Source organism: Chromobacterium sp. IIBBL 290-4, from assembly GCF_024207115.1.
GTDB lineage: Bacteria > Pseudomonadota > Gammaproteobacteria > Burkholderiales > Chromobacteriaceae > Chromobacterium.
The window spans coordinates 376,901-402,163 of the sequence record NZ_CP100128.1 but is presented as its reverse complement, the minus strand read 5'-3'; the positions used below and the strand labels follow the sequence as shown (position 1 = coordinate 402,163).

At 62.2% G+C, this 25,263-nt stretch carries 22 protein-coding genes and 2 tRNA genes; 11 read left to right on the top strand and 13 right to left on the bottom strand.

The features are described 5' to 3' along the window. Positions 1-62: 62 nt before the first annotated feature. Positions 63-641 (top strand): GNAT family N-acetyltransferase, encoded by a 579-nt coding sequence (locus tag NKT35_RS01835; protein ID WP_254298217.1) that lies wholly within the window; start codon positions 63-65, stop codon positions 639-641. Positions 642-779: 138 nt separating this feature from the next. Continuing rightward, a complete protein-coding gene (locus tag NKT35_RS01830; RefSeq protein ID WP_254298215.1) occupies positions 780-1,409 on the top strand; it encodes a 2OG-Fe(II) oxygenase in 630 nt (209 codons plus the stop codon). Between the two features lie 425 nt (positions 1,410-1,834). On the opposite strand, the gene eutC is transcribed toward NKT35_RS01830, so the two are convergent. Genes eutC through eat form a run of 3 tightly spaced genes read right to left on the bottom strand, consistent with a single transcriptional unit; the run spans position 1,835 to position 5,426 of the window. Then, a complete protein-coding gene (eutC, locus tag NKT35_RS01825; RefSeq protein WP_254298211.1) occupies positions 1,835-2,635 on the bottom strand; it encodes an ethanolamine ammonia-lyase subunit EutC in 801 nt (266 codons plus the stop codon). Further along, on the bottom strand, positions 2,632-4,014 hold the full coding sequence (locus NKT35_RS01820) for an ethanolamine ammonia-lyase subunit EutB (RefSeq protein WP_254298209.1): 1,383 nt from the start codon (positions 4,012-4,014) through the stop codon (positions 2,632-2,634). Before NKT35_RS01820 ends, eutC begins: the two co-directional genes overlap by 4 nt. Continuing rightward, on the bottom strand, positions 4,011-5,426 hold the full coding sequence (gene eat / locus NKT35_RS01815) for an ethanolamine permease (RefSeq protein ID WP_254298207.1): 1,416 nt from the start codon (positions 5,424-5,426) through the stop codon (positions 4,011-4,013). Before eat ends, NKT35_RS01820 begins: the two co-directional genes overlap by 4 nt. Before the next feature lie 165 nt (positions 5,427-5,591). Here eat and aroC point away from each other — a divergent pair, with 165 nt between their 5' ends. Both aroC and NKT35_RS01805 read left to right on the top strand, forming a co-directional pair. Continuing rightward, entirely contained in the window at positions 5,592-6,692 is a 1,101-nt protein-coding gene (gene aroC / locus NKT35_RS01810; RefSeq protein ID WP_254298204.1) for a chorismate synthase, read from the top strand. Positions 6,693-6,748: 56 nt separating this feature from the next. Next, entirely contained in the window at positions 6,749-8,173 is a 1,425-nt protein-coding gene (locus NKT35_RS01805; protein WP_254298202.1) for an EAL and HDOD domain-containing protein, read from the top strand. A gap of 104 nt (positions 8,174-8,277) precedes the next feature. Here NKT35_RS01805 and NKT35_RS01800 read toward each other — a convergent pair. The 6 genes from NKT35_RS01800 to apbC all read right to left on the bottom strand — a co-directional run bounded on the left by NKT35_RS01800 (position 8,278) and on the right by apbC (position 12,814). Then, positions 8,278-8,367 (bottom strand) — tRNA-Ser (locus tag NKT35_RS01800). A gap of 118 nt (positions 8,368-8,485) precedes the next feature. Continuing rightward, the gene (locus NKT35_RS01795; RefSeq protein WP_254298200.1) at positions 8,486-9,721 is read right to left on the bottom strand and encodes a dicarboxylate/amino acid:cation symporter; all 1,236 of its coding nucleotides are present in this window, start codon (positions 9,719-9,721) and stop codon (positions 8,486-8,488) included. A gap of 385 nt (positions 9,722-10,106) precedes the next feature. Further along, complete coding sequence (locus NKT35_RS01790; protein ID WP_254301331.1) at positions 10,107-10,373, bottom strand: barstar family protein; 267 nt, start codon at positions 10,371-10,373, stop codon at positions 10,107-10,109. Positions 10,374-10,375: 2 nt separating this feature from the next. Beyond that, a complete protein-coding gene (locus NKT35_RS01785) occupies positions 10,376-10,813 on the bottom strand; it encodes a ribonuclease domain-containing protein (RefSeq protein ID WP_254298198.1) in 438 nt (145 codons plus the stop codon). Positions 10,814-10,874: 61 nt separating this feature from the next. Beyond that, positions 10,875-11,654: a glutamate racemase gene (murI, locus tag NKT35_RS01780; RefSeq protein ID WP_254298194.1), complete on the bottom strand. Its 780-nt coding sequence runs from the start codon at positions 11,652-11,654 to the stop codon at positions 10,875-10,877. An 8-nt stretch (positions 11,655-11,662) separates the two neighbouring features. Continuing rightward, a complete protein-coding gene (apbC, locus tag NKT35_RS01775) occupies positions 11,663-12,814 on the bottom strand; it encodes an iron-sulfur cluster carrier protein ApbC (protein WP_256493430.1) in 1,152 nt (383 codons plus the stop codon). A 269-nt stretch (positions 12,815-13,083) separates the two neighbouring features. Between apbC and NKT35_RS01770 the strand changes: the two genes are divergently transcribed. The 5 genes from NKT35_RS01770 to NKT35_RS01750 all read left to right on the top strand — a co-directional run bounded on the left by NKT35_RS01770 (position 13,084) and on the right by NKT35_RS01750 (position 18,306). Continuing rightward, on the top strand, positions 13,084-14,343 hold the full coding sequence (locus NKT35_RS01770) for an MFS transporter (protein ID WP_254298192.1): 1,260 nt from the start codon (positions 13,084-13,086) through the stop codon (positions 14,341-14,343). A 142-nt stretch (positions 14,344-14,485) separates the two neighbouring features. Further along, positions 14,486-16,546, top strand: coding sequence for a methionine--tRNA ligase (gene metG / locus NKT35_RS01765; RefSeq protein ID WP_254298190.1), 2,061 nt, complete (start codon positions 14,486-14,488; stop codon positions 16,544-16,546). A 274-nt stretch (positions 16,547-16,820) separates the two neighbouring features. Then, positions 16,821-17,006, top strand: coding sequence for a hypothetical protein (locus NKT35_RS01760; protein ID WP_254298188.1), 186 nt, complete (start codon positions 16,821-16,823; stop codon positions 17,004-17,006). Positions 17,007-17,133: 127 nt separating this feature from the next. Continuing rightward, complete coding sequence (locus NKT35_RS01755; protein WP_254298186.1) at positions 17,134-17,775, top strand: VC0807 family protein; 642 nt, start codon at positions 17,134-17,136, stop codon at positions 17,773-17,775. Between the two features lie 454 nt (positions 17,776-18,229). Beyond that, positions 18,230-18,306 (top strand) — tRNA-Met (locus NKT35_RS01750). A 144-nt stretch (positions 18,307-18,450) separates the two neighbouring features. Here the strand turns inward: NKT35_RS01750 and NKT35_RS01745 are convergent. The 3 genes from NKT35_RS01745 to yaaA form a co-directional block, all read right to left on the bottom strand. Next, positions 18,451-20,040 (bottom strand): methyl-accepting chemotaxis protein, encoded by a 1,590-nt coding sequence (locus tag NKT35_RS01745; protein ID WP_254298183.1) that lies wholly within the window; start codon positions 20,038-20,040, stop codon positions 18,451-18,453. A gap of 241 nt (positions 20,041-20,281) precedes the next feature. Beyond that, positions 20,282-20,773, bottom strand: a complete 492-nt coding sequence (locus tag NKT35_RS01740) for a GNAT family N-acetyltransferase (RefSeq protein WP_254298181.1) — start codon at positions 20,771-20,773, stop codon at positions 20,282-20,284. 57 nt (positions 20,774-20,830) lie between these two features. Then, a complete protein-coding gene (yaaA, locus tag NKT35_RS01735; RefSeq protein WP_254298180.1) occupies positions 20,831-21,604 on the bottom strand; it encodes a peroxide stress protein YaaA in 774 nt (257 codons plus the stop codon). A gap of 108 nt (positions 21,605-21,712) precedes the next feature. Between yaaA and dtd the strand changes: the two genes are divergently transcribed. Beyond that, positions 21,713-22,165: a D-aminoacyl-tRNA deacylase gene (gene dtd / locus NKT35_RS01730; RefSeq protein WP_254298178.1), complete on the top strand. Its 453-nt coding sequence runs from the start codon at positions 21,713-21,715 to the stop codon at positions 22,163-22,165. 4 nt (positions 22,166-22,169) lie between these two features. Continuing rightward, the gene (locus NKT35_RS01725; RefSeq protein ID WP_254298176.1) at positions 22,170-23,237 is read left to right on the top strand and encodes an FUSC family protein; all 1,068 of its coding nucleotides are present in this window, start codon (positions 22,170-22,172) and stop codon (positions 23,235-23,237) included. Between the two features lie 42 nt (positions 23,238-23,279). On the opposite strand, the gene NKT35_RS01720 is transcribed toward NKT35_RS01725, so the two are convergent. Continuing rightward, positions 23,280-25,103: a LysM peptidoglycan-binding domain-containing protein gene (locus tag NKT35_RS01720; protein WP_254298174.1), complete on the bottom strand. Its 1,824-nt coding sequence runs from the start codon at positions 25,101-25,103 to the stop codon at positions 23,280-23,282. Positions 25,104-25,263: the final 160 nt, after the last annotated feature.

Below are 25,263 nucleotides of genomic sequence, written 5' to 3'. Positions count from 1 at the left end.
CGCGCCAGCGTTCGTTTTAAGATGCCAGACTGGATTCGCTGGCCGATACAGGATTCATGACGATGTCCACGCTCTTGCCCGCTTCTTTTTCTGATGTGCGATTGTCCACTGAGCGGTTGATGCTCAGGCCGTTTTGCCCGGACGATGCCGAGGCGCTGTTCCGCATGCATTCCGATCCTGAGTTCATGCGCTACTGGAGTTGCGAGCCGTGGGCTTCGCCGCGGCGAGCCGATGAATTAATCCAGAACGATCTGCGCGAGCTTGCGGCTGGAGAGCATGTGCGGTTGGGGATTTTCTTTCGAAATGAGTCGGACCTGATCGGCACCTGTTCGCTTTTCCATTTGTCGCCGCAGTGCCGTCGCGCCGAAGTGGGTTACGGCATTCGGCCGGATTATTGGCGGCAAGGTTATATGTCCGAGGCGGTAGGCGCGCTGATCGATTTTGCTTTCGGCGCCTTGGGGCTCAATCGGCTGGAGGCCGACATCGACCCCAGGAATGTCGCGTCGGCGCGTAGCCTGGAAAAGTTAGGCTTTGCGCGGGAGGGCCTGCTGAGGGAGCGCTGGATAGTCGGCAATGAGGTTTCCGATTCCGCGTTGTACGGGCTGCTGGCCAAGGACTGGCTCGGCGAGGCCAAAGTCTGATCGCCCGGCTTGATGCCGGATGGCACGTAAGCATGGGCTGGGCGGCGGGTGCGATGCGCAAAACTTGATTTTCGGCATTCGCCTTGCGTCCTGGCTTGTGGTAGAAAGCGTCAGCCCGTTTATTCCGCGAATACCTTCATGACTCTGCTGCAATTCGATCTCGACACCGTTCTCGACACCCTGGCCGAACAAGGCTGGATCGTGCTTCCCCAGGCCTTGCCGGCGGAGCTGACCGCCAATTTGCGCCAAGCCTGCCTGCAAGTCTGGGACGAGGGGCGTTTCCACGCAGCCGCCACCGGCCGCGCCGATGGCCAGGCGCGCCGCGCAGAAATCCGTTCCGATTCGGTGCTGTGGCTGGACCAGGTGGACGAGTTGCCGGCGGTGCGGGCTTACAACGCGGCGATGGACGAGATCATGCAGGCGGTGAACCGCGGCCTGTATCTGGGCCTGGCCGAGCTGGAGTCGCACTTCGCCGTCTACCCGGCAGGCGCCTTCTATAAAAAGCACCTGGACCGCTTTCAAGACGACGACGCCCGCACCCTGACCACGGTGTTCTACCTCAACGAAAACTGGCCAGCCGACGCCGGCGGCCAGATCCGGCTGTATCTGGACGAGGCGTGCGAACAGTTCATCGACGTGGAGCCGCAGGCCGGCACGCTGGTGCTGTTCCTGTCCGACCGTTTCTGGCACGAGGTGTTGCCCGCCAGGCAACAACGTTTGTCCGTCACCGGCTGGTATCGCCGCCAAGGCGGCAGCTTGCCGTGGTGAGCATCATGGCAAGTGCCGATGTTGAATCCCGCCTTCTGCTGTAGGTTTGATAGAGCTAGAAGCTTGTTGGCATTCCAGTTTTAGACAGAATCGATATGGCGCGACCATATTCCCCTTCGGCACACACCGGCAAAAAAATGTCTGGCCAGGTTTTAAGCCGCCGATTTGTTCGACGCCGCGCGACGTTAGCGCGTACTGCTGAGCGAATCAAAGATTCGCACGCATGTAGTTTCGGCGGCTCCTGGCCTGGCGTTTTTTTGCCGGGGTTTCGTGGGCCGCTGGGGCGGCCTGGGATCGCCTCTGCGTGCGAATCTTTGATTCGCTCAGCGACAGGGCTGGCCGTACAGCCCCTGGCCCGTTTGGCGGGCGGAACCGCCACCTAAAATATCGTCCGCGTAGCGGACACATACTGGTCGCACCAGCGTTCAGCCTTTGGCTAGGCTGGCCTGCCTCGCCGCCAGCGCCGCCCAGCGCGGATCTCCCGCGCTGCCATCCTTCAGCGCCACGCCGGTGGGCTGGCGCAAGGCGGCGTTGATCAGCCAGGCCAGCTTGAACGCCGCCAAGGGATAGGGCAGGCCGTCCGGCCGCACATTGGAGATGCAGTTGCGCTCGGCGTCGCTGCGGCCGCCGCGGGGCGCGGCGGTCAGGTACAGGCCCAGGCTGTCCGGCGAGCTCAGGCCGGGGCGTTCGCCTATCAGCATCGCCGTCATTCTCGCTCCCATGATTTCCCCGGCCTCGTCGCCCAGCGCCACCCGCGCTTCGCGCGCGATCAGCAGCGGGCCGACGCGCAAACCCATTTCCCGCACCCGCGGCAGCAGCTCGCGCAGCAGCGGAGCGGCGTGCAGGGCCGGCGCGCGCGAAGACAGGCCGTCGGCGATGAGGATCAGCAGATCGCAGCCTTTGTCCGCTTCGGCCTGCAGCCGGGCGCGGCTGGCATCATCCAGTTTGCGGCCCAGATCCGGCCGCTGCAGGTATTCGGCGCGGCTGCTTGCCGCGCTGTGGATGTCGATGGCGCGATGGCTGTCGGCAGCCAGTTCTCCCGCCAATGCCGCCACATCCAGCGGGGTGTGCACTGCGTCGCGCGCCTGGGCGTGGGCCAGCGCGAAGCGCAGCGTTTCTCTGCATGGCAGGCTGTTGCCGGCGCGGCCTAGGGCGATGCGGGCGGCGGTGAGGCGGGATAGCTCGCCCCAGCCGTCTTCGGTGATCGGATTCTGCTTCTCAGTCATGCCACGCCCTCCAACAGCGCCAATAGCCGCTGTTGTTTGTCTTGCGGCAGCAGCTTGCCGCCGCGGGTGATTTCCATCGTTTCCAGCCAGTCCTCGAATTCCGGCGCGCGCTTCAGGCCCAGCGCATTGCGCAGGTAGAGCGCGTCGTGGAAGGAGGTGCTCTGGTAGCCCAGCATGATGTCGTCGGCGCCGGGCACGCCGATGATGAAGTGAACGCCGGCGGCGCCCAGAAGCGTCAGCAACGCGTCCATATCGTCCTGGTCGGCCTCGGCGTGGTTGGTGTAGCAAATGTCGCAGCCCATCGGCAGGCCCAGGAGCTTGCCGCAGAAATGGTCCTCCAGCCCGGCGCGGATGATCTGCTTGCCGTTGTACAGGTATTCCGGGCCGATGAAGCCGACCACAGTGTTGACCAGCAGCGGCGAGTAGCGGCGCGCCACCGCGTAGGCGCGGGCTTCGCAAGTTTGCTGGTCCACGCCCCAGTGCGCGTTGGCGGACAGCGCGCTGCCCTGGCCGGTTTCGAAATACATCACGTTGTCGCCCACGCTGCCGCGCTTCAGCGCCAGCGCCGCCTGATGCGCCTCATCCAGCACGGAGAGGCTGACGCCGAAGCCGGCATTGGCTTTCTCGGTGCCGGCGATGGACTGGAACACCAAGTCCACCGGCGCGCCCTGGCGGATCAGCTCCAGCGTGCTGGTGACGTGGGTGAGCACGCAGCTTTGCGTCGGGATGGCGTAACGCTGGCGCACCTCGTCCAGCATGGCCAGCAAGCCGCGAATATCGTCCGGGCTGTCTCCGGCTGGATTGATGCCTATCACCGCGTCGCCTGCTCCGTATAGCAGCCCGTCCAGCATGGCGGCGGCGATGGCGCGCGGATCGTCGGCCGGGTGGTTGGGCTGCAGCCGCACGCCCATGCGGCCCGGCAGGCCTTGGGTGTTGCGGAAGGCGGTGACGACGCGGCACTTCTTCGCCGCCAGCACCAGGTTTTGGTTGCGCATCAACTTGGATGCCGCCGCCGCCATTTCCGGCGTCAGCCCCGGCGCGAGGGCCGCCAGCGACTCCGCCGTGGCGGCGTCGGACAGCAGCCAATCGCGCAGGCCGCCCACGGTCAGGTGGGAGACGGCGGCGAAAGCGGTTTTGTCGTGGCTGTCCAGTATCAGCCGCGTGACTTCGTCTTCTTCATAGGGAATCAGCGCTTCGTTGAGGAAAGTCGTCAGCGGCAGGTCGGCCAAGCACATCTGCGCCGCCACCCGCTCCTCGGCGCTGGCGGCGGCGATGCCGGCCAACTGGTCGCCGGAGCGCAGGGGGCTGGCGCGCGCCAGCAGCGTTTTCAAGTCGTCGAAACGATAGCGGCGGGGGCCTATGGCGATGGCGTGGCTCATATCGGTGCCTTGATGGGATCAGATTGGGGCTCGTCCGAGGCTCCGCGCAGCAAGGCGTCCTGGGCGGCCGCGGCGCGCTGGCGGGCGGTGGCGAGGAAGTACAGATAGCCTGCGGCCAGCATGGCGGCGAAGATGCCGGCCAGCAGCCGGTTGTAATAAATCATGGCGATCAGGCAGATCAGCGAACAGCCCAGCGCCAGCGCCGGCAGCCAGGGATAACAGGGCGCGCGGAAGGGGCGATGCAGCGCAGCTTCGCGGCCGCGCAGGCGGAACAGCGCCAGCATGGACACGATATACATGACGATGGCGCCGAATACCGACAGGGTGACGATGTTGGCGGTCAAGGGCTGGCCGGCGATCTGCAGCAGATCGTCGCTGAAAATGGCGGCGATGCCGACCACGCCGCCGGCCAGGATGGCGCGGTGCGGCGTTTTGAAGCGCGGATGGATGGCGGCCAGGGCGCGCGGCAGGTAGCCGGCGCGCGCCAGCGCGAAAATCTGCCGCGAATAGCCCATGATGATGCCGTGAAAAGACGCCACCAGGCCGAACAGGCCCAGCCATACCAGCATATGCAGCCAGCCGCTGTGCTCGCCCACGATCAGCTTCATCGCCTGCGGCAGCGGATCGTTGATATTGGCCAGCCGCTGCCAGTCGCCGGCGCCGCCGGCCATCACCATGACGCCGAAGGCCAGCGTCACCAGGGTGAGGATGCCGGCGATGTAGGCGCGCGGAATCGTCCGGGCCGGGTCTTTGGCCTCCTCGGCCGCCATCGCCGCGCCCTCTATCGCCAGGAAGAACCAGATGGCGAAGGGCAAGGCGGCGAACATGCCGCCGACGGCGCCCCAGTGAAAGGCGTCTTGTCCGGCCCAGCCATGGCGCAGAAAGTTGTCCCAGCTGAAGCCAGGCGCCACCACGCCCATGAACACCAGCAGTTCGAAGATGGCCAGCAAGGTGACGGCGAGCTCGAACATGGCGGCGATGCCGACGCCGACGATGTTCAGCGCCATAAACAGCAGGTAAGCGCCGCAGGCGGTCCATTTTGGTGCCAAGGCCGGAAACTGCACGTTCAAGTAAGCGCCGATGGCCAGCGCGATGGCGGGCGGCGCGAACACGAATTCGCAGAGGGTGGCGAAACCGGCGATGAAGCCGCCTAGCGGGCCGAAGGCCCGGCGCGCGTAGGCGAAGGGGCCGCCGGCATGCGGAATGGCGGTGGTCAGTTCGGTAAAACTGAAGATGAAGGCGGTGTACATCAGCGCGACGAACAGCGTGGCGCAGAGAAAGCCCAGCGTGCCGGCCTGAGCCCAGCCATAACTCCAGCCGAAGTATTCGCCGGAAATCACCAGTCCGACGGCGATGCCCCATAACTGCCAGCCGCCGAGCTTGCGCGCGAGGCCCTGTGTCGATGCGTTCATTGGCAACTCCTGATGCAGGATGAAAAGCCTTCTGATGAAGAAGGGTGCCGGCAGTCATATGCAAAAATAATGCCAGTGGAATCGATTGTGCGCAATGCGCGCTGGCTCGCGCGCGCTCGCGCCGCTAGAATCGTTTGAATAGCCAAAAACAGCAGGGGAAAGCAGATGTCAGGCAGCAGCATGGGACGCTTGTTCACTATCACTTCTTTCGGCGAGAGCCACGGGCCGGGCATAGGCTGCGTAGTGGACGGCTGCCCGCCGGGACTGGCGCTGACCGAGGCGGACATCCAGATCGAGCTGGATCGCCGCAAGCCGGGCACCAGCCGCCACGTTACCCAGCGCCGCGAAGCGGATACGGTGGAAATCCTGTCCGGCGTCTACGAGGGCAAGACCACCGGCACGCCGATCGCGCTGCTGATCCGCAACACCGACCAGCGCAGCAAGGATTACGGCAATATCGCCGAGACCTTCCGCCCCGGCCATGCCGACTATTGTTACTGGCACAAATACGGCACCCGCGACCCGCGCGGCGGCGGCCGCTCGTCTGCGCGCGAGACGGCGGTGCGCGTCGCCGCCGGCGCCATCGCCAAGAAGTGGCTGAGCGAGAAATACGGCATCGTGATTCGCGGCCACATGACCCAGATCGGCGAAGTGGCCATTCCCTTCAAAGGCTGGGAGCATGTGGGCGGCAATCCCTTCTTCAGCGCCGATCCGGACATCGTGCCGCGGCTGGAAGAATATATGGACGCCATCCGCAAGAGCCTGGATTCGATAGGCGCGCGGCTGCGGGTAGTGGCGGACAACGTGCCGGTGGGCTGGGGCGAGCCGGTGTTCGACCGCCTGGACGCCGACATCGCCTACGCGATGATGAGCATCAACGCGGTCAAGGGCGTGGAGATCGGCGCCGGCTTCGGCTGCGTGACGCAGAAAGGCAGCGAGCATGGAGATGAACTGACGCCGCAGGGCTTCGCCAGCAACCACGCCGGCGGCGTGCTGGGCGGCATCTCCACTGGCCAGCAGATCGATGTCTCCATCGCGATCAAGCCCACTTCGTCCATCGCCCAGCCGCGCCGCTCCATCAACAAGCAAGGCGAGGCGATCACGATGGAAACCCACGGCCGGCACGACCCTTGCGTCGGCATCCGCGCCACGCCCATCGCCGAGGCGATGCTGGCGCTGGTGTTGATGGACCATGCTTTGCGCCATCGCGCGCAATGCGGCGATGTGAAGGTGGAAACCCCCAGAATTGCCGGCCGCATCGACTAGACTATTATCAGAATGTTTGTCTTGCCCGTGACAACCGTCAACACGAGGAAGGCGTCATGCTGAAAGGTCTGTTTGATGGCTTGACCGGAAAGTCGAAGAAGACTGCGGAGGAGCCGCCGCCGCCGGTGCCCGCCGTGCAAGCCGAAAAGGTCGAGGTGGGATTGCCGTTGCCGGATGAGGAGCCGGTAGAGCTGCCAGCCACGCTGGGGTTTGTGTCCCACCAGCCGGTGATGGACCGACAGCAGCGGGTGGTGGCCTATGATTTTTTTGTCCGCCAGGGCAAGAAAGGCAAGCCGGAGTCGGGCTCCAATCAGGAGTTCGACCGCTTGTTGCTGTCCACCTTGCAGAATATGGACATCTTCCGCCTGCTGGCTTACCGGCGGGCTTTTGTCCATATTTCCCTCACTTCGCTGGAGGAGCCGCTGCTGCGCAGCATGTCGGCCGGCAGCGTGATCTTTGTGCTGGAGGCGGTGCCGGGCGTGGCGGTGACGGCCGATGTCATCGCCCAGCTCGATCAGCTGCAAAAACTGGGCTTGCGCTTCGCGCTGGAGCCGGCCGCCTACGATCCGCATGTTCTCAGCCCCGCCTTGCAGGCCGATCTGTTCAGCCGGGTCGACTTCATGGTGCTGGACTTCGCCGGCCCGTCCACCCGCGTGCTGGCGCCGATACTGGACCAGCTGCCCAAGCGTTATCCCGGCGCGCGCTGGATGGCGCGCAATGTCGGCACCGCGGAAGATCTGGACGTCTGCCTGCGGGCGCCGGGCAATAATCGTTTCGCGCTGTTCCACGGTCCCTTCGTCACCACCGCCCACGCGCTGGAAGGCGGCAAGGTCGATACCAGCCAGACCCGCGTGCTGCAGATCATGCGCTTGCTGCGCACCAATGCCGACCCTAAGGACGTGGAGTCGCAGTTCAAGCTGGATTCGGTGCTGTTGTTCAAGCTGCTGCGCTTCATCAACTCCCCCATCCACGGCCTGACCCGCAAGGTGCAGACCATAGAGGAGACGCTGCTGTTGCTGGGACGGGAGACGCTGTTCAAATGGCTGTCCATGCTGCTGTTCACCTCGCGCAAGGATGACGGCGTGGCCATCTCCTTGCTGGAAAAATCGCTGATCCGCGCCCGTTTCCTGGAAAAACTGGGCAGCTATCGCGGCAACAAGCTGGAATCGGAGCACCTGTTCCTGACCGGCATGTTTTCCTTGCTGGATGTCTTGCTCAATCAACCTTTCCCTGACGTGCTCGATCCGCTGGAGCTGCCGCTGACGGTGCGCGAGGCAGTGGTGGAGCAGAAGGGCATCTTCGGCCCGCACCTGGCGCTGGCGCTGGCCTGCGAGCAGGGCGACAACGTCCGCATCGAGGCCCTGGTGAAAGTGCTGGATTTCGATCTGGATCTGGCCAATCAGTATTATCTGGATTCGGTGGTGTGGGCGCAGGTGGTGTTGCGCGACAGCGAGGTGCACAACAATGTGGAGGCGGTTTGATTTGCATGGACTCGCTTTGAAGCGCGGGTCTGGATGACTGGGTTTTCATGGCGAGCAGGCAACAAAAAAGCCCTTGATTGCTCAAGGGCTTGATTGCGTTCTACTGGCGGAGAGGGAGGGATTCGAACCCTCGGTACGCTCGCACGTACGCCTGATTTCGAGTCAGGTACATTCGACCACTCTGCCACCTCTCCGGTGTCAGTCGAGAAGCGCATTATGGATGCGCTAAGCCTTGCTGTCAATAGATTTTATAAGAATCAGCTATAAAAAACGCCACCGCGAGGGTGGCGTAGGCATTGGCGTTCAAAACGCTTAATGGCGTTTCAATTCGCCTTCCCATTTGGCTACCACGGCGGTGGCGATGGAGTTGCCCACCACGTTGGTGGCGGAGCGGCCCATGTCCAGGAAGTGGTCGATGCCCAGCAGCAGCAGCAGGCCGGCTTCCGGGATGTTGAACTGCGACAGCGTGGCGGCGATCACCACCAGCGACGCGCGCGGCACGCCGGCCATGCCCTTGGAGGTCAGCATCAGGATCAGCAGCATGGAGATTTCCTGCGCCAGCGTCAGATCGATGCCGTAGGCCTGGGCGATGAAGATCACCGCGAAGGTGCAGTACATCATCGAGCCGTCCAGGTTGAACGAGTAGCCCATCGGCAGAACGAAGCTGGCGATCTTGTTGGACACGCCGAAGCGCTCCAGCTGTTCCAGGGTTTTCGGATAGGCGGCTTCGGAGCTGGCGGTGGTGAAGGACAGCAGCAGCGGTTCCTTGATCATGCCCATCAGGTGCAGTAGGCGCGGGCCGACGATCAGCACGCCGACGGCGATCAGCAGCACCCACAGGATGCCGATGGACAGATAGAACTGGGCCATGAACTTGCCGTAGGTGCCGAGGATGGACAGGCCTTCCTTGGCGACGGTGGCGGCGATGGCGCCGAACACGGCCAGCGGGGCGAAGTTCATCACGTAGCTGGTGACTTTCAGCATCACGTGCGCGACGACGTCGATCACGTCGATCAGCGCCTTGGAGCGCTCGCCAAGCGCGGCCATCGCGCTGCCGAAGAACACCGAGAAGATCACGATCTGCAGGATTTCGTTGTTCGCCATCGCCTCGAACACGCTCTTGGGGATGGCGTGGGTGACGAAGTCTTTCAGCGAGATGGCGCTGGCCTTGATGCCGGAGTCGGCGTGCAGGTCGGGCAGCGGCAGGTTCAGCGCCACACCCGGCTTCAGGATGTTGACCATGATCAGGCCCAGGGTCAGCGATACCAGCGAGGCGCTGATGAACCAGCCCATGGTCTTGCCGCCGATGCGGCCCACTGATTTGGCGTCGCCCATCTTGGCGATGCCGACCACCAGCGTGGAAACCACCAGCGGCGCGATGATCATCTTGATCAGGCGCAGGAAGATATCGGTGAGGATGGACATGCCATCGACGAAGGATTTGATGGCGGCGGCGTCATTGCCGGCGTGCTGACGGAATAGATAGCCGACCAGAATGCCCAGCAGCATGCCGACCAGAATCAAGGCCGTGAGTTTTTTCGACTTCATTGAGTTGTTCCTGCCTGTTTGAGACGAGATTCTAAACGAGCATCGCACTTTCGTTACATGACATCGGGTTGGGCGGGGTCATGTTGGCTGGCCGTGTGTCCGGCGTGCTTCGCTATGTAGCGGCCGCGTTACTTTCTTGTTTTTAGTCCGGAATTCGGGTGGGTGTCTGACATTGTCGGACAGGTGCGGCCGGCTGAAGGTTAGCGATTATAGTGAGTTAGCAAACAGTTGTCTTGGCAGGATTTCGACAATTGCTTTTCATATGCGAATGTGCTTATTAAATCATTAAATCATTTGGTATTTTTATTGTATTTTAAATATCTAATGGAATTTTTTATGGAAAAAGCAGCCGAGGCTGCCTGTTGTAGCGGCGCGGCAACGCGGCTCAGTGATGGATGTCCAGCGTCACATCGCCGCGTTCTTCGGCTACGGTTTCCAGGATTTCCAGCACTGTGGCGTAGACGTCGGCGCCCAGCGCCTGGCGGGATTCGGCCGTTTCGCGCCAGATCAGCTCATACGGCCCTTGCACGTCGTTGGCCAGGCAGTCGTACAGCGCATCCAGATTGCGGCCGAAGTGCGGCGGCAGCCGCAGCTGGCGGCTGAGCTCCTCGAATAATTGTTCCAGGCTGATTATGTGGTGCAATTCGCACACTCTCACTGACATGGCGCTACCTCGATGAAGCTGTTGTAGTGATCGACGGTGACGAAGCGCTGCTGGCCGAAAATCAGCCGGAAGGCGCCGCGCTTGCCTCCTTTATAGTTCAGATCGGCTTCGCGCCATTGGCCGGCGGGCAGGCGTTTTTCATAGTTGCCGAAGCGGTCGCCGCCTATCGATTTTCCATTCAGCGCCGGCACGCTCCACAGACTACGGCCTGGCTTCCAGCCGGCTGACTGGGCTTGGCGCTTGGTGACGAATTTGTCCGGCAGCTGGTTGCCGCGGTTCAGGCTGGTCAGCATGTCGGCCAGCTCGATGATGTTGAGCTTGTGGCCGACTTTGCGGTTGGCGTCGGCGGCGGAATCTTTGCAGGAGGTCTGGGCGAGCGCGGGCAGGCTGAAGGCGGCCAGCAAGGCGAGCAGGAGTCTTGTTTTCATAGGATGAGTGGATGGAGTGGTTCCGCCCCGGATTGTAGCGGGGCGGAGGAGGGATGGACACTCAATTCAGTGGCTGCGATTCCACCGGGTAAGGATGGCCGATCAGCTGCAGCAGGCGTTGCGCCATATCGCCGGCGTCGTCCGCTGTGGTGATGAAGCGATAGTAGCTGTCGCCCTGGCAATCCACGCCATGCTGGCGGATCAGATCGTCCACCCGGCGGGCGATGGCTTCCGCCGGGTCGTACAAGCGGATCGCGTCGCCGGTGATTTCGCGGATCAGCGGTTCCAGGAAGGGATAGTGGGTGCAGCCCAGCGCGATGTGGTCGATGTTCTCGCCCATCAGCGGTTCCACCACTTGGCGCACCAGCGCGCGCGTGCGTTCGCTGGAAAGTTCGCCAGCCTCCACCTGCTCCACCCAGCCATGGCCGGGGCGGCGCAGCACGTCCACGCCTTCTGCGTGAGCGTCCAGCAGCGTCTGCACGCGTTCGCTGGCCAGTGTGTACTCGGTGGCCAGCACGGCGATGCGCCCGGTCTGGCTCATCGCCGCCGCCGGCTTGATGGCGGGCTCGATGCCGACGATGGGCAGCGAAAACTCCTCGCGCATGGCGGTGATGGCGGCCGTGGTGGCGGTGTTGCAGGCCACCACCAGGATGGTGGCGCCCTGGCTGATCAGGTAGCGGCTGATTTTCAGCGCGCGCTCTATGATTTCCTCGCGGCTGCGCGGACCATAAGGGCAGTAAGCCTGATCGGCCAGATAGGTGATCGGCCAGGCGGGCAGGGCGGCGCGCACCGCGCGCCACACCGACAGGCCGCCCAGGCCGGAATCGTACATCGCTATCATCTTGCCGCTCAGTTGTTCTGGATGACGATCTTGGGGAATTTGCCGGAAAAGTCCTGCGCCTTCTCGCCCACCTTCACCGCCACGCGGCGGGCGATGGCGCGGTACAGCTCCGCCGGCTTGCCCTCCGGATCGGCTGCCACGCTGGGCTTGCCTTCGTCCACGGCCAGGCGGATGGCCAGGTCCAGCGGCAGCGAGCCCAGCAGCTCCACGCCGAAGTCTTGCGCCATCTTGGCCGCGCCGCCTTCGCCGAAGATGTGCTCGGCGTGGCCGCAGTTGGAGCAGATGTGGATGGCCATGTTTTCCACCAGGCCGAGGATGGGCACGCTCACCTTCTGGAACATGGTGACGCCCTTGCGCGCGTCCAGCAGGGCGATGTCCTGCGGCGTGGTGACGATCAGCGCGCCGGTGACCGGCACTTTCTGCGACAGCGTCAGCTGGATGTCGCCGGTGCCCGGCGGCATGTCGATGACCAGGTAATCCAGATCGTCCCAGCGGGTGTCGTTGAGCAGTTGCTGCAGCGCCTGGCTGACCATGGGGCCGCGCCATACCATGGCCTGATCGGCGTCGACCAGATAGCCGATGGACATGGTCTGCACGCCGTGGTTGGAAAGCGGGATCAGCTTGCCGTCCACCGCTTCCGGCTTTTGGCCCTGCAGGCCCATCATCAGCGGTTGCGACGGGCCGTAGATGTCGGCGTCCAGCAAGCCGACGCGCGCGCCTTCGGCCGACAGCGCCAGCGCCAGGTTGGCTGCGGTGGTGGACTTGCCGACGCCGCCCTTGCCGGAGGCGACGGCGATCACGTTCTTCACGCCCGGCAGCAGCGGCACGCCGCGCTGGGCGGAGTGGCTGACGATGTGGCTGGAAACCGTCACCTTGACGGCGCGGCCTTCCGCCACCGGCGCCAGCGCGGCTTCAAATTGTTGGCGAACCAGGTCGAACTGGCTTTTGGCCGGGTAGGCCAGCACCACGTCCAGGCTGATTTCGGCATCGCCGCAATGAAGGTTTTTGATGTTCTTGGCCGCGACGTAGCTTTTGCCGGTATGGGCGTCGATCAGCGGCTTCAGGGTGTCGAGAATCTGATTTTCGAGCTGGGCCATGGTTTCGTTCTGGGTGGCTTGTTCGGCTTGGCCGCCGAACAGGCGGGTGAGTTTGGAGAACATGCTGGGTGCCGGGTGGATGTTTCCGCGTATTTTACGCCGGAACGCGCCGGCGCGCGCGTGCTATCTGGACTGCGATCTTACGCTTTCGTTCGGCGGCGGCTCAGTAAAAATCACGGAAATGGCTGATGTCTATCAGTTTTTTTTGATATAGATGGGCAAAAAGCGTAGAATGGCCGGTTTTTCCCGGCGCGAGCAGCTAGCGCCGCCAAGGCTCGGCCCCGTCAGGCCGCGGGCCCTGTTCTTTGTCAAAGAAAGGCATCTCCCGCTTTATGCAGTCCAAACACGCCAAACTCACCTGGTCCAATCTGCTGTTTCCCTTGGCCCTGGTTCTGTTCGAATTCGCCGTCTACATCTGCAACGACATGGTGCAGCCGGCCATGCTGTCGGTCACCCGCGAGTTTCTGGTGGACGCCTCCTGGGCGCCTGCGTCGATGACCGCCTTCCTGGCCGGCGGCGCGATCCTGCCCTGGCTGACCGGCCCGCTGTCCGACCGCATCGGCCGCCGTCCGGTGCTGTTGTTCGGCGTCGCTTATTTCGTCGTTGTCTGCCTGGCGACGTATCTGGTCAGCTCGATCGAAGCCTTCATCGTTCTGCGCGTATTGCAGGGCGTGGGCCTGTGCTTCATCAATGCCGTCGGTTACGCCTCGCTGCAGGAATCGTTTGAAGAAACCGCCGCCGTGCGCGTGACCGCGCTGATGGCCAATGTGGCGCTGATCGCGCCGCTGGTGGGCCCGCTGGCCGGCGCCGCCTTGATCGAGCTGGCGCCGTGGCGCAGCTGCTTCCTGTTCATCGCCGCGCTGTCGCTGCTGTCCTTGATCGGCCTGTATTTCCGCATGCCGGAAACCGTGCAGCCCAGCCATGAGAAGCTGCCGCTGTCCAGCATGGGGCGCGATTATCTGAAGGTGTTCGGCCACCGCCGCTTCGTGCTGGCCGCGCTGTGCATTCCGCTCTTGGCGCTGCCGCTGATGGGCTGGATCGCGCTGTCGCCGGTGCTGCTGGTGCGCGATCTGCACATGAGCACCGTCGAATACGGCTTCATGCAGATTCCGGTGTTCGGCGGCCTGATCGCCGGCAACCTGGCGCTGGCCGTGATCGCAGACCGTTGGCCGCTGGGCCGTTCCGCCTTGGTGGGCATGTGGCCCATCGTCGGCGGTCTGGCGATGATGGCTGCCGGCGTGGCCTTCTCTTCCGTGCCGCAATATTGGATGGTGGCCGGCATGAGCCTGATGGCTTTCGGCGAGGGCATGGCCTTCGGCGTGCTGTACCGCTTCGCCCTGATGTCTTGCGACGTGGCTGGCCGCGGCACCATCTCCGCCAGCATGAGCATGCTGTCTATGGCCGGCTACGCGGTGGGCATCGAGCTGTTCCGCCAGGCTTACCAGGCATTTGGCCTGGCCGGTTTCGCCGCGTTGGCGCTGTGTTTCTCGCTGGCATATGTGATGCTGGGCCGCAAGATGGTGGGCATCGCCATGGCCGAGCGCGCCGCGCCGGCCGAGCCGCAGGGCGAACTGGCTGGCCAGAACGCCTGATTTTTGTTTTGAGTAGGTTCACAAGCCCGGCCGCCCAGCGTTCCGGGCTTGTGTTTTTGCTGCGGCGCGGCGGGCGATGGCCGGCCGACCATTCTGTCTCTATAATCGATCGCTTGAGATTGCCGATACGGATTACCCAACCATGACCAAACGCAAGATTCTGGTGACCAGCGCGCTGCCTTACGCCAACGGTGCCATTCACCTGGGCCATATGCTCGAACACATCCAAACTGATGTCTGGGTGCGTTTCCAGAAGATGCGCGGCCACGAATGCTATTACGTCTGCGCCGACGATACCCACGGCGCGCCCATCATGCTGGCTGCCGAGAAGCAGGGCATCACTCCCGAGCAGCTGATCGACCGCGTCAAGAGCGAACACCTGTACGATTTCAGCGGCTTCGGCATTGGCTACGACAATTACTACAGCACCAACAGCCCGGAAAACAAGGCGCTGGCGGAGCAGGTGTACAAGGCGCTGCGCGCCGACGACAAGATCGCCGTGCGCACTATCGAGCAGCTGTACGATCCGGAAAAGCAGATGTTCCTGCCGGACCGTTTCGTCAAGGGCGAGTGCCCCAAGTGCGCGGCCAAGGATCAGTACGGCGACAACTGCGAAGTCTGCGGCGCTACCTACAACCCCACCGAGCTGAAGAACCCGTACTCGGCCGTTTCCGGCGCCAAGCCGGAACTGAAAACCTCCGAGCACTACTTCTTCCGCCTGGGCGAGTGCGCCGACTTCCTCAAGGGCTGGACCTCGGGCTCCACCCGCCGCGCCGACGGCAGCGCGCAGCCGCACCTGCAGCCCGAATCGCTGAACAAAATGAACGAGTGGATCGACGGCGGCCTGCAGGACTGGGACATCAGCCGCGACGCGCCGTACTTCGGCTTCGAAATCCCGGACGCGCCGGGCAAGTATTTCTATGTGTGGCTGGATGCGCCCATCGGCTACATGGCCAGCTTCAAGAACCTGTGCCAGCGTAGCGGCCTGAACTTCGACGAATGGTTCGGCAAGGACTCCAAGACCGAGATGTACCACTTCATCGGCAAGGACATCCTCTACTTCCACGCGCTGTTCTGGCCGGCGATGCTGAATTACTCCGGCTTGCGCGCGCCGACCGGCGTGTTCGCCCACGGCTTCCTGACCGTGGACGGCCAGAAGATGTCCAAGTCGCGCGGCACCTTCATCCAGGCCAAGAGCTATCTGGATTGCGGCCTGAATCCGGAATGGATGCGCTACTACATCGCCGCCAAGCTGAATGGCCGCATCGAGGACATCGACCTCAATCTGAACGATTTCGTGGCGCGGGTGAATTCCGACCTGGTGGGCAAGTTCGTCAACATCGCCAGCCGCTCCGCCGGCTTCATCGCCAAGCGCTTTGATGGCCAGTTGGCCGGCACGGTGTCCGATATCGACATCCTGGCCCAGCTGCAGGCCGCGGCCGAGGAATTGGCCGCCGCCTACGAGGCGCGCGAATACGCCAAGGCGCTGCGCGACGTGATGGCGCTGGCCGATGTGGTGAACGGCTATGTCGACGCCAACAAGCCGTGGGAGCTGGCCAAGCAAGAAGGCCAGGACGCGCGTCTGCAGGAAGTCTGCACCGTGCTGATCAATGCCTTCCGCCTGCTGACTATCTACCTGAAACCGGTGCTGCCCAAGCTGGCGGAAAGCGTCGAGGCCTTCCTCAACGTGGCCCCGCTGGCCTGGAGCGATGCGGAAACCCTGCTGCTGGGCGACAAGATCAACGCCTACCAGCACCTGATGCAGCGCGTCGACCCGGCGCTGATCGACAAACTGATTGAAGCGAACAAACAGAATATGCAAACGACCCAAGACACGCCGGCTACTGCCGCTCACGAGCCGCTGGCTGAAACCATCAAGATCGACGACTTCGCCAAGGTGGATCTGCGCGTCGGCAAGGTGCTGGAATGCAACTTTGTCGAAGGCTCGGACAAGCTCTTGCAGTTCAAGGTGGACCTGGGCTTTGAAACCCGCAACATCTTCTCCGGCATCCGCAAGGCTTACCAGGAGCCGGAAAAGCTGGTGGGCCGCCATGTGATCGTGGTCGCCAACCTGGCTGAGCGCAAGATGCGCTTCGGCGTGTCGCAGGGCATGATTGTGTGCGCATCCGGCGTGGACGACAGCGAAGGCCTGTTCCTGCTGGACGTGGATGCCGGCGTGAAGCCCGGCATGCGCGTAGGCTGAGTGTAAAAAGATTGTGTTTTGATTCAGATCAAGGTAAATAAGTAGTATTACCAGTTAGCCTGAATCTACTTGGAGTAAACGGCCCCAGCCGCCATATTGGTAGCTGGGGTTTTGCTTTCTGTCGACGGCGTTTAACAGTGCTGTCATTCGGACTTGCTAATATAGGCTTACATCGGACAGGAAGCGGTCTGCGGCGGAACTTCTCGCATGCGGGGCAGACTAAGATAATTCATATGCGCTTGTTTTGTTTAAAAAAAGAATAAGGATATTGATCATGCAAATTTCTCAACTGAAACCCGGCCATAAGATTTTCGAGCACAAGGATTGCGGCCGGACCGAGCATTACGAAGTGGTGAGCATTCGTCAGGTGGGGCGAATGTTCGAGGTGACCTTCAAGTCCGCTCAGGGCCTGGTCAGCGCCATGTATCCCGCCAATGGCTTTATTCAGGCTGCGGCCTGATCGCTTGCGCGTAGCAGCGCGCAATCTCCTGCATCCCACCCAGGCCCCGTGAAAACGGGGCTTTGTCATTTGACATTGGCATGACTGTCGGCCAGTGTTGAGTTTTCTACTGCCAGGTGTACTGAATATGTCTAAGCGCATGCGGCTACTGATGGAGCTGCTGGTTAATTTTCTGCTGCCGTGGCTGTGTTACCGCTGGGCCCGGCCGATGTGGGGCGAGGTCAACGGTTTGTTGGTTTCGTCGGCGCCGCCCGTCTTGTGGAGCCTATGGGAGCTGCGCAGCCATAAGCGCGTGGATGCCTTGAGCATGCTGGTGCTGGCGGGCATTGGCCTGTCCTTGCTGGCCTTGCTGCTGGGCGGCGATGAGCGGGTGCTGCTGATGCGCGAATCCTTGTTGACCGGCTTGTTCGGCACCGCGTTTTTGCTATCCCTATTGCTGCCTCGGCCATTGGTGTTTTATTTGGCGCGCGCGACGATGGAGCGCAGCCGGGATGACGGACGGGAGCATTGCGAGAACTTGTGGCGACAGGCGCCATTCCGCAAAGGCATCCGGCTGATGAGCGCGATGTGGGGCGCGGGCTTGTTGTCGGAAATGGCTTTGCGCGCGTGGCTGGTGAGCTGGTGGCCGGTGGAGCGCTGTTTACTGATCCTGCCTTGGTTGGGATATGGCGTGGCGGCTGTGCTGGTGAGTGCCACATGGTTGATGCGCAAAAGGATGGCGAGAGGGTTGCTTGTTGTGGAGGCGCATCGGGAGACGGTTGCCAGTTAGAGGATCACTGGTCTTTTATTGGCATTTTATATTTATTTCGGGTATAGTCGGACCGTTTTCCTGAGTGAAACCCAAAAAAAAGAGGGCCGCGCTAGGCGGCCCCAAGTTCCGTGATGAACACTTAGGAGAACAGGTATTGCGGACATCCATCGCGCTGGCAGTCGCTTTGGAACTGCAACACCCGTCAAAATGCACAAGGTCGGTTGCTTCGCTAGCGGGTTGGCAGACCTGCTAGCGGGCGGTTCAGCTTTGCTTTCGCATCGCTGCCGACCACGATGTCAATTTAGCGCTTCTTTGTTGATCGCTTATGTTTTTGCCGGCGGCAACTGTTAAGGAATATGAACCCGTCACGATGTCGATCTGCAAGAAAAATCAAAAGAACGCTTGACGGATTATTTAACCTGAAGTATAGTTCACTCCTCTGCACGAAACGCAGCGCAGAAAAGAATTCAGACGCGGGGTGGAGCAGTCTGGTAGCTCGTCGGGCTCATAACCCGAAGGTCGTAGGTTCGAATCCTGCCCCCGCAACCAATAAGCAAAAGGCCAACTTGAAAAAGTTGGCCTTTTTGCATTGTGTTCTAGCTGTTATGTTCCGGCATTCCCCTCCGGAGCTGAAGCATATGCCTTGGCTGCGCTACGTTCCTAGGCGCTTGGGCTGCCTGATTTTTGCTTTGTTCACGCGGTTTCCATTTCAATCTGAAAGTGTCCCGTCATCTTGCTGAGTCTGCGGGCCTGATGGTTGAAATCATTGACTGTGTCGTGGGCCTGGCGGATGTGCTCCCTCATGCTGGCCAGCTGGCGCGACATGTCCTGCATTTGTTGATTGAGATCGCCTGCTGTCGAGGATTGTTGGCTATTGGCGCCGGCAATGTCCTGCATCATCAGGTTAACTTCGCCGACTGCGCCCAGAATTTGCTCAAGTTGGCCGGCGGTTTGCCGCTGGGCTAGGCTGCCGGCCTGGGTTTCGCTGCCTACTTGGTCCATGGCCTCCACGCTTTGGTCGGAGGCTTGGCGCACGCCGCTGACCAGTTGCTTGATTTCGATCGTGCTGCTGCTGGTTCGCTCTGCCAGTTTTCTTACCTCATCGGCGACGACGGCGAAGCCTCGGCCGTTTTCTCCTGCGCGCGCGGCTTCTATCGCGGCGTTCAGCGCTAACAGATTGGTTTGCTCCGCGATGTCATGGATCGCCTGAGCGACTTGATTGATGTTGCCGACCGCTTTAGTCAGGGAGTGGATGGAAAGTTGCGCGCGGCCTACCGTTTCGACGGTGGATTCGCTCAATTGCCTGGATTGTTCAACTTGGCCCGAGCTTTGCTCAAGTGTGAGGCGAGCGTCCTGGCTCAGCTCCGCGGTGCGGCCGGCGTGCCCGGCGACCTGCTCTATCGACACGGACAACTGCTCGATGGTGGCGCACAGGGTTTGAATATTGTCGCTGCCGGCCACAACCCGCGCCACAGCATTCTCCAGCGCCTGATGCAGCTTGCCTGCGTCATGCTCCAAGTCGCGTGCGGTCATCTGCAACTCATCGATCACGACTTTCAAATGTACCTGGGTATAGGCCAGCGCGCATTCCAAGCGGCCATCTTCGCCTCTGCCATGAATGGATAGCGCCTGGTCAAGCTTGCCTTCCGCGATATTTTCGCAGATGCGCAATAGGCGTTGTCGCCGCTTGGCTCGCCACTGTTCGAAAACCAACCAGGCGATCAGCGAGGCCAAACCGAGAGAGGCCATGCAGTATGCCATGAGCGCATTGTCCTTTAGCATGGTCTGGCCGAGTAATGCGCAGAACAACAAGGCGGCGAGCAATTGGCGGACGCGATTTTCCTCTATGCCGTGGCGTGGATGAGAAGAGGGCTGCGTGGTGTTCAACAGCGGCGGGTAGTTTTTTTCTGCCGCGGCGATGTCCGCGCGGGTCGCTGGCGAGCGCACCGACATATAGCCGGTAAGCTGTCCCTTTTCCTTCACGGGAACCACGATGGCGTCCACCCAGTAATGATCGCCGTTTTGGCAGCGGTTTTTCACGATGCCGCGCCAAGGCTGTTCCCGTTTCAAGTGGCTCCACAGGTCCTCAAACAGAACGGGAGGCATGTCGGGATGGCGAACGATATTGTGATTGCGTCCCAAGAGCTCATCGCGAGAAAAGCCAGAGACCTGGACAAATGCGTCATTGACGTGGGTGATGATGCCTTTTGGATCCGTGCGCGAGACAATCAGTCCTTGCTCGAAGCGCTGCTCACGCTGCGTGACGGGTAGATTCTTCTTCATGCTTGGCCCCAGGAGGGATGTGGTCGCTGAAAGAAGAATTCTATGGATGGTAAAATTCCCAAAGCATGAGAATTGTCAATGATTGCCGTATGACACCATTATTTTTGACGCGAGATAGTTATAGCGTGGATTTTCCGATACAAGCGGAGTCTGACGAGATGGGGCGCGGTGGCATTGCGGGCAAGGCTGGGCACGCCATCCCGCGCATGGCTGGTGTATATCTGGTGGCAGAGAAGGGCGATTATGATGCCGACGGGCGGCTGAAGCTCACTAGCGATTCGCCGCTGATCCGATAGTAGATTTTGTCTTCTACAATGGACGCGCCAAGGCGGCGATAGAATTCTAGCGCGCCGGCGTTGCCGCGTTCGGCGGTCCAATCCATTCGTTTGCAGCCATTTTGAACGGCCAATTGCGCCAGCGCGCGCATCAGGGCGCGGCCTGCGCCGCTGCCGCGGGCTTCCGGCAAGGTGAACAAGTCTTTCATATACAACTGGCCGCTGTATTCCGGAGCGGGGTAAAGCAGAGAGAACGTGGCCAAACCTAGCGGCTGGCCATCCCGTTCCGCCAGCATGATCTGCACGCCGCAGTGCGGCTGGAACAAATTATCCCGCGCATAGCGGGCCGATGCCTCTCGGCTGGCGCGTTCCGGGCCGAAATAATGCAGGTCTATCTGATAGAACAATTCCGCCAGGATGGCGGAGTCTTCGGGCGTGGCGAGGCGGGTGAGAGTCATGCCTTTGTCCAGGGTGGGCAAAGGCATGATCATAACGGTTTTGAATATTTGCGTGCTTTATTCGTGATCGCGGCGGAACACCCAGCTCAGTTCGCTGGAGGCGGTGGCGTCGAAGGCATAGCCTTCGCTGTCGAAGCCGCGCAATTGTACCGGATCGGTCACGCCGCGCTCGGCGGCCCAGCGCGCCATCAGGCCGCGCGCGCGCTTGGCGTAGAAGCTGATGATCTTGTACTGGCCGTTTTTTTTGTCCTGAAACACCGGAGTGACGATGGCGGCGTTCAGCAGCTTGGGTTTGACCGATTTGAAGTACTCATCCGATGCCAGATTGACCAAAGTGCGCTGCCCCAGCGCATCCAATTGCTCGTTGAGCTTGTCGGTGACGATGCCGCCCCAAAACTCATACAGATTCTTGCCGCGGCCATTGGCCAGCCGGGTGCCCATTTCCAGCCGGTAGGCCTGCATCAGGTCCAGCGGACGCAGCGCGCCGTACAGGCCGGACAGGATGCGCAGATGGTTTTGCAGATAGCTCACGGCGGGCTCATCCAGCGTGGCGGCGTTCAGACCCTCGTAGACATCGCCCATGAAGGCGTAGACGGCTTGCTTGGCATTGCCTGGCGTGAATGGCGGCTGCCAGTCGGCGTAGCGGCCGACATTCAGATTGGCCAGCGCGTCGCTGATGCTCATCAGCTTGGCGATGTCCAGCGGGCTTTTCTGGCGCAGCGCGGCGATCAGCTCGGCGCTGTGGTCCAGCAGATCGGGTTGGCTGAAGCGCGAAAGCGCGGGCGGGGTTTGGTAATCCAGCGTCTTGGCCGGCGAAATCACCATCAGCATGCGGCACATCCTCCTTGTCAGAGCGCTATTGTAAGCAAGTTTGCGCGCTCGCGCCCGGGGCGCGGGTTTCGTTAGAATGGAAAGCACGCGATATGAAAGGAACGAAGCATGCGAGTGCTGGTGCAAAGAGTGTCCCGCGCGGCGGTGACGGTGGAGGAGCGGATCACCGGCGAAATCGGCGCGGGCCTGCTGTTGCTGGTGGGCGTGGAGGAGGCGGACGGGGCGGACGATATCGGCTGGCTGGTGCGCAAGATCGTCCAGCTGCGCATTTTCAACGACGAGGCCGGCGTGATGAACCGCAGCCTGCAGGATAGCGGCGGCGAGGCGCTGGCGGTCAGCCAGTTCACCCTGCACGCCAGCGTCAAGAAGGGCAACCGCCCCTCTTATTCGCGGGCGGCGCGCGGCGATATTTCGCAGCCTATGTTCGAGCGCTTCGTCGCCGAGCTGGCAAGCGCGCTGGGCAAGCCGGTGCCGACCGGCGTCTTCGGCGCCGACATGCAGGTCAGCCTGATCAACGACGGCCCGGTCACCATCTGGCTGGACAGCAAGAATCCGGAGTAGCGGGATGAATCGCTGGCAGCAGCCGTGGCGCGTGTTGGTGGTGCCCTATTATTTGAACCGGTATGCGCGGCAGGCGCATGTCTTGCGCGTGGTTCTGGCTTTTCTCATCGGGCTGGCGCTGGTGTTGACGACCGGGTTGCCGCATGGCGGCTGGATGCTGGTGACGATTTTGATCGTGCTGGGCGGCGTGCCGCATTGGGGCGGCGTGCGGCGCAAGGCGCTGGAGCGGATGGGCGGCTCGCTGCTGGGCGCTGCGGCGGGCCTGATAGCCATCGTGCTGCATGGCTGGTCGCCCTGGGCCTGCTATGGCTGGATGCTGGCGGTGGTGGGCCTGAGCAGCTGGCATGCGCAGGGGAAGGGCGGCTATCTCGCCTTGCTGACCGGCATCACCCTGGTGATTGTCGGCGGCCTGGGCGATGAGCCCATTGCGGAAGCCTTGTGGCGCAGCTGCAATGTGCTGATCGGCTCGCTGATAGGCATGGCCGCGGCGGCGACGCTGCCTTTGCGGGCGGTGGATAGCTGGCGTTTCCTGCTGGCGGACAATCTGCGCGAGGCGGCCTTGCTATACAACCGCATCGCCCGGCGCTTACCGGTGGAGGGGGACGCGGCGCTGGATCAGTTCAATGCCAGGCTGATCCGGATGCGGGGCTTGCTGGCCGCGGTCACGCAGGAGGCTGCGCTGAGACATGCCGAGCTGGACCAGGTGCAGCGCGCGCAGCGCAGCATCTGGACCTTGCTCGACAGAATGGACGAAGTGGCCGCCGATACGCCGGCTTTGGCGGAAAGCCGCTCGCCGCGGCGGGTGATCGTGCGCACCTTGCTGCGCGCCGCGCATGCCTTGCGTTTCAATCAGCCGCAGTTGCTGGCCGATCCGCTGCCCGCCGCCGACAATCCGGCGAAAATGCGTCAACCTACCCATTGCCACTGGCTGGTGGCGGAATTGTCGCTGACGGTGGAAGGGCTGCGCGGACAGTTGCAGGAGATCCTGCCCCGCTTGATCGCCGCGCCGCCGCCGGCGCGCAGTCTGGTGAGGAAGATGATGGGTTTGGATCGTTTGACGAAGGGGAAATGAACAAGGCCGGGAGTTGTCCCGGCCTTGTTTGTCGCCGGCTGCTTACAGTCCGACGATTTTGACTTTCTGACCCGGCTGCAGATGGCTGGGCTGGCGGCTGCCGTTCAGCTTCTGGATGTCGTGGTGCGTCACGCCGAAACGGCGGGCGATGCTGAACACCGTGTCGCCGCGCTGCACCACGTATTCGGCGCTGTGGCGGTTGCTGGGCGCGGGACGGTTGTCAGCGGCCTGGATCAAGGCCGGGTCGCGCTTGCTTTCATTGCTGGCGAGAAGCGCGTCTTGCTGGGCGTCGGCTTTGAGTCGCAGTTGTTGGCCGGCTTGCACCAGGTTGCCGTCCAGGCCGTTCAGCGCCTTCAGCTCATCCACGCTCAAATTGCTGCGGCGCGCGATGCTGTACAGCGTATCGCCGCTGGCCACGGTGTAGCTGCCCAAGTCGCGGGTGGCGAGCGAGCGGGCCGGGCCGTTGTCGTCAGGCGCGGCGCTGGCCAAAAGCGTCGTGGTTTGCCGCGCGATGTTGGGTTCGATGGCATTGCTGGCCGTGGCAGGGACCGCTTCAGGCGCGGCTGCGGCGATGACGGCGACCGGCTGCACGGCTGGCGTCGCGGCCGGAACTGGCGCGGCGGATGCGGTCAATACCGCGGGAGCCGCGGAGGGCGATGGTTGCGGCGCGGGAGCGGGCGTTTCATCCGCTTGCGCCAGCATGGTCGCGCCGGCGATAGCCGGCTGGCTCAGCGGCGTGTCCACCGACTCCAGCGGCTGGCCGTCGTTCAGTTGCTTGTTCATCGCCACCAGCACCGGTTGGCCGGCGCGCAGGGTGGCGCCGCTGATGCGGTTGGCGGCCAGCAGCGACGAAGCGCTCATGCCGTGATCGTTGGCGATGTCGCGGACATTCTGGTCGGATTTGGGAACATAGACTTCCCAAGTCAGCAGCGGCTTGTCCCATTTTTCCAGGCTGGCCTGGAATTTTTCGGCTTTGGCCACCGGCAACAGCATCTGGCGGCCGGCCTTGTAGGCGAACACCGGCAAGTTGAAGGCCGGGTTCAGCTCCTTGAAGTCGGAAACCGACATGCCGGCCAGTTTGGCCGCGATGTCGATATTCATGTGCTTGCCGGTTGAGACGCTGACGAAGTAGGGCTTGTTCGGGAATTTGTCGAGGTGGACGCCGTATTTTTCCGGATCCAGCAGGATATTGCGCACCGCCAGCAGCTTGGGCACGTAGTTGCGCGTCTCGTTCGGCATCCGGATGGTTTCGTAACTGGGCGTCACGCCGGCGGCCTGAGCCTTGGCGATGGCGCGGGCGACATTGCCCTCGCCCCAGTTGTAGGCGGCCAGCGCCAGACCCCAGTCGCCGAATTGGGCGTACAGGTTTTGCAGATAATCCAGCGCGGCGCGGGTGGCGTCCACCACGTCGCGGCGGCCGTCATACCACCAGGTTTGCTCCAGGCCGTACTGGCGGCCGGTGGCCGGCATGAACTGCCACAGGCCGGCCGCGCCGACGCGCGAGCTGTTGGTGGGCACGAAGGCGCTCTCCACCATGGGCAGCAGCGCGATCTCGGTCGGCATGCCGCGGCGCTCCACCTCGTTCATGATGTGGAACAGGTATTTGCGGCTGCGGTCCAGCGTGCGTTTGAAGTATTCCGGGCGGCTGGCGTAGAAACGTTCCTGGCGGCGCACCGTGTCGGCGCTGACCTCGTCCATTTGGAAGCCTTCCCGCACGCGTTTCCATACATCGTCGCCATTGCGCAACAGGCTGGAGTTCTGCAGCATCATGTCGAGGCCGGCGGCCAAGCCCTCATCCACGCTTTGCGCGGGGGCGGGATTGGCGGCGGCTATGGCTGTCGATGCCGAAAGCAAAGCCAACGACAAGGAAAGTGCCAATGGTGTAAGGCGTATCATCTGGCGGACCCGTAATTCTGATTCTGGCTGATGCTAATCACGCGCTTTAGGGGTGTCAATTGAAAAAACCAAATAATTTCATGCGCTTTCATTGTTAATAGCCCAATTCCAGCGCAAGCAAAGGATAAAG

What these genes read in the sequence shown, in the direction of transcription:
- aroC (WP_254298204.1), top strand. Translation starts at nt 5,592, where the DNA reads ATGTCAGGCAGCAGCATGGGACGCTTGTTCACTATCACTTCTTTCGGC.
- NKT35_RS01745 (WP_254298183.1), bottom strand. Translation starts at nt 20,040, where the DNA reads ATGAAGAAGAATCTACCCGTCACGCAGCGTGAGCAGCGCTTCGAGCAA.
- apbC (WP_256493430.1), bottom strand. Translation starts at nt 12,814, where the DNA reads ATGTTCTCCAAACTCACCCGCCTGTTCGGCGGCCAAGCCGAACAAGCC.
- NKT35_RS01760 (WP_254298188.1), top strand. Translation starts at nt 16,821, where the DNA reads ATGCAAATTTCTCAACTGAAACCCGGCCATAAGATTTTCGAGCACAAG.
- NKT35_RS01805 (WP_254298202.1), top strand. Translation starts at nt 6,749, where the DNA reads ATGCTGAAAGGTCTGTTTGATGGCTTGACCGGAAAGTCGAAGAAGACT.
- metG (WP_254298190.1), top strand. Translation starts at nt 14,486, where the DNA reads ATGACCAAACGCAAGATTCTGGTGACCAGCGCGCTGCCTTACGCCAAC.
- eutC (WP_254298211.1), bottom strand. Translation starts at nt 2,635, where the DNA reads ATGACTGAGAAGCAGAATCCGATCACCGAAGACGGCTGGGGCGAGCTA.
- NKT35_RS01835 (WP_254298217.1), top strand. Translation starts at nt 63, where the DNA reads ATGTCCACGCTCTTGCCCGCTTCTTTTTCTGATGTGCGATTGTCCACT.
- dtd (WP_254298178.1), top strand. Translation starts at nt 21,713, where the DNA reads ATGCGAGTGCTGGTGCAAAGAGTGTCCCGCGCGGCGGTGACGGTGGAG.
- NKT35_RS01770 (WP_254298192.1), top strand. Translation starts at nt 13,084, where the DNA reads ATGCAGTCCAAACACGCCAAACTCACCTGGTCCAATCTGCTGTTTCCC.
- yaaA (WP_254298180.1), bottom strand. Translation starts at nt 21,604, where the DNA reads ATGCTGATGGTGATTTCGCCGGCCAAGACGCTGGATTACCAAACCCCG.
- NKT35_RS01740 (WP_254298181.1), bottom strand. Translation starts at nt 20,773, where the DNA reads ATGACTCTCACCCGCCTCGCCACGCCCGAAGACTCCGCCATCCTGGCG.
- NKT35_RS01725 (WP_254298176.1), top strand. Translation starts at nt 22,170, where the DNA reads ATGAATCGCTGGCAGCAGCCGTGGCGCGTGTTGGTGGTGCCCTATTAT.
- NKT35_RS01755 (WP_254298186.1), top strand. Translation starts at nt 17,134, where the DNA reads ATGTCTAAGCGCATGCGGCTACTGATGGAGCTGCTGGTTAATTTTCTG.
- eat (WP_254298207.1), bottom strand. Translation starts at nt 5,426, where the DNA reads ATGAACGCATCGACACAGGGCCTCGCGCGCAAGCTCGGCGGCTGGCAG.
- NKT35_RS01785 (WP_254298198.1), bottom strand. Translation starts at nt 10,813, where the DNA reads ATGAAAACAAGACTCCTGCTCGCCTTGCTGGCCGCCTTCAGCCTGCCC.
- NKT35_RS01795 (WP_254298200.1), bottom strand. Translation starts at nt 9,721, where the DNA reads ATGAAGTCGAAAAAACTCACGGCCTTGATTCTGGTCGGCATGCTGCTG.
- NKT35_RS01830 (WP_254298215.1), top strand. Translation starts at nt 780, where the DNA reads ATGACTCTGCTGCAATTCGATCTCGACACCGTTCTCGACACCCTGGCC.
- murI (WP_254298194.1), bottom strand. Translation starts at nt 11,654, where the DNA reads ATGATAGCGATGTACGATTCCGGCCTGGGCGGCCTGTCGGTGTGGCGC.
- NKT35_RS01820 (WP_254298209.1), bottom strand. Translation starts at nt 4,014, where the DNA reads ATGAGCCACGCCATCGCCATAGGCCCCCGCCGCTATCGTTTCGACGAC.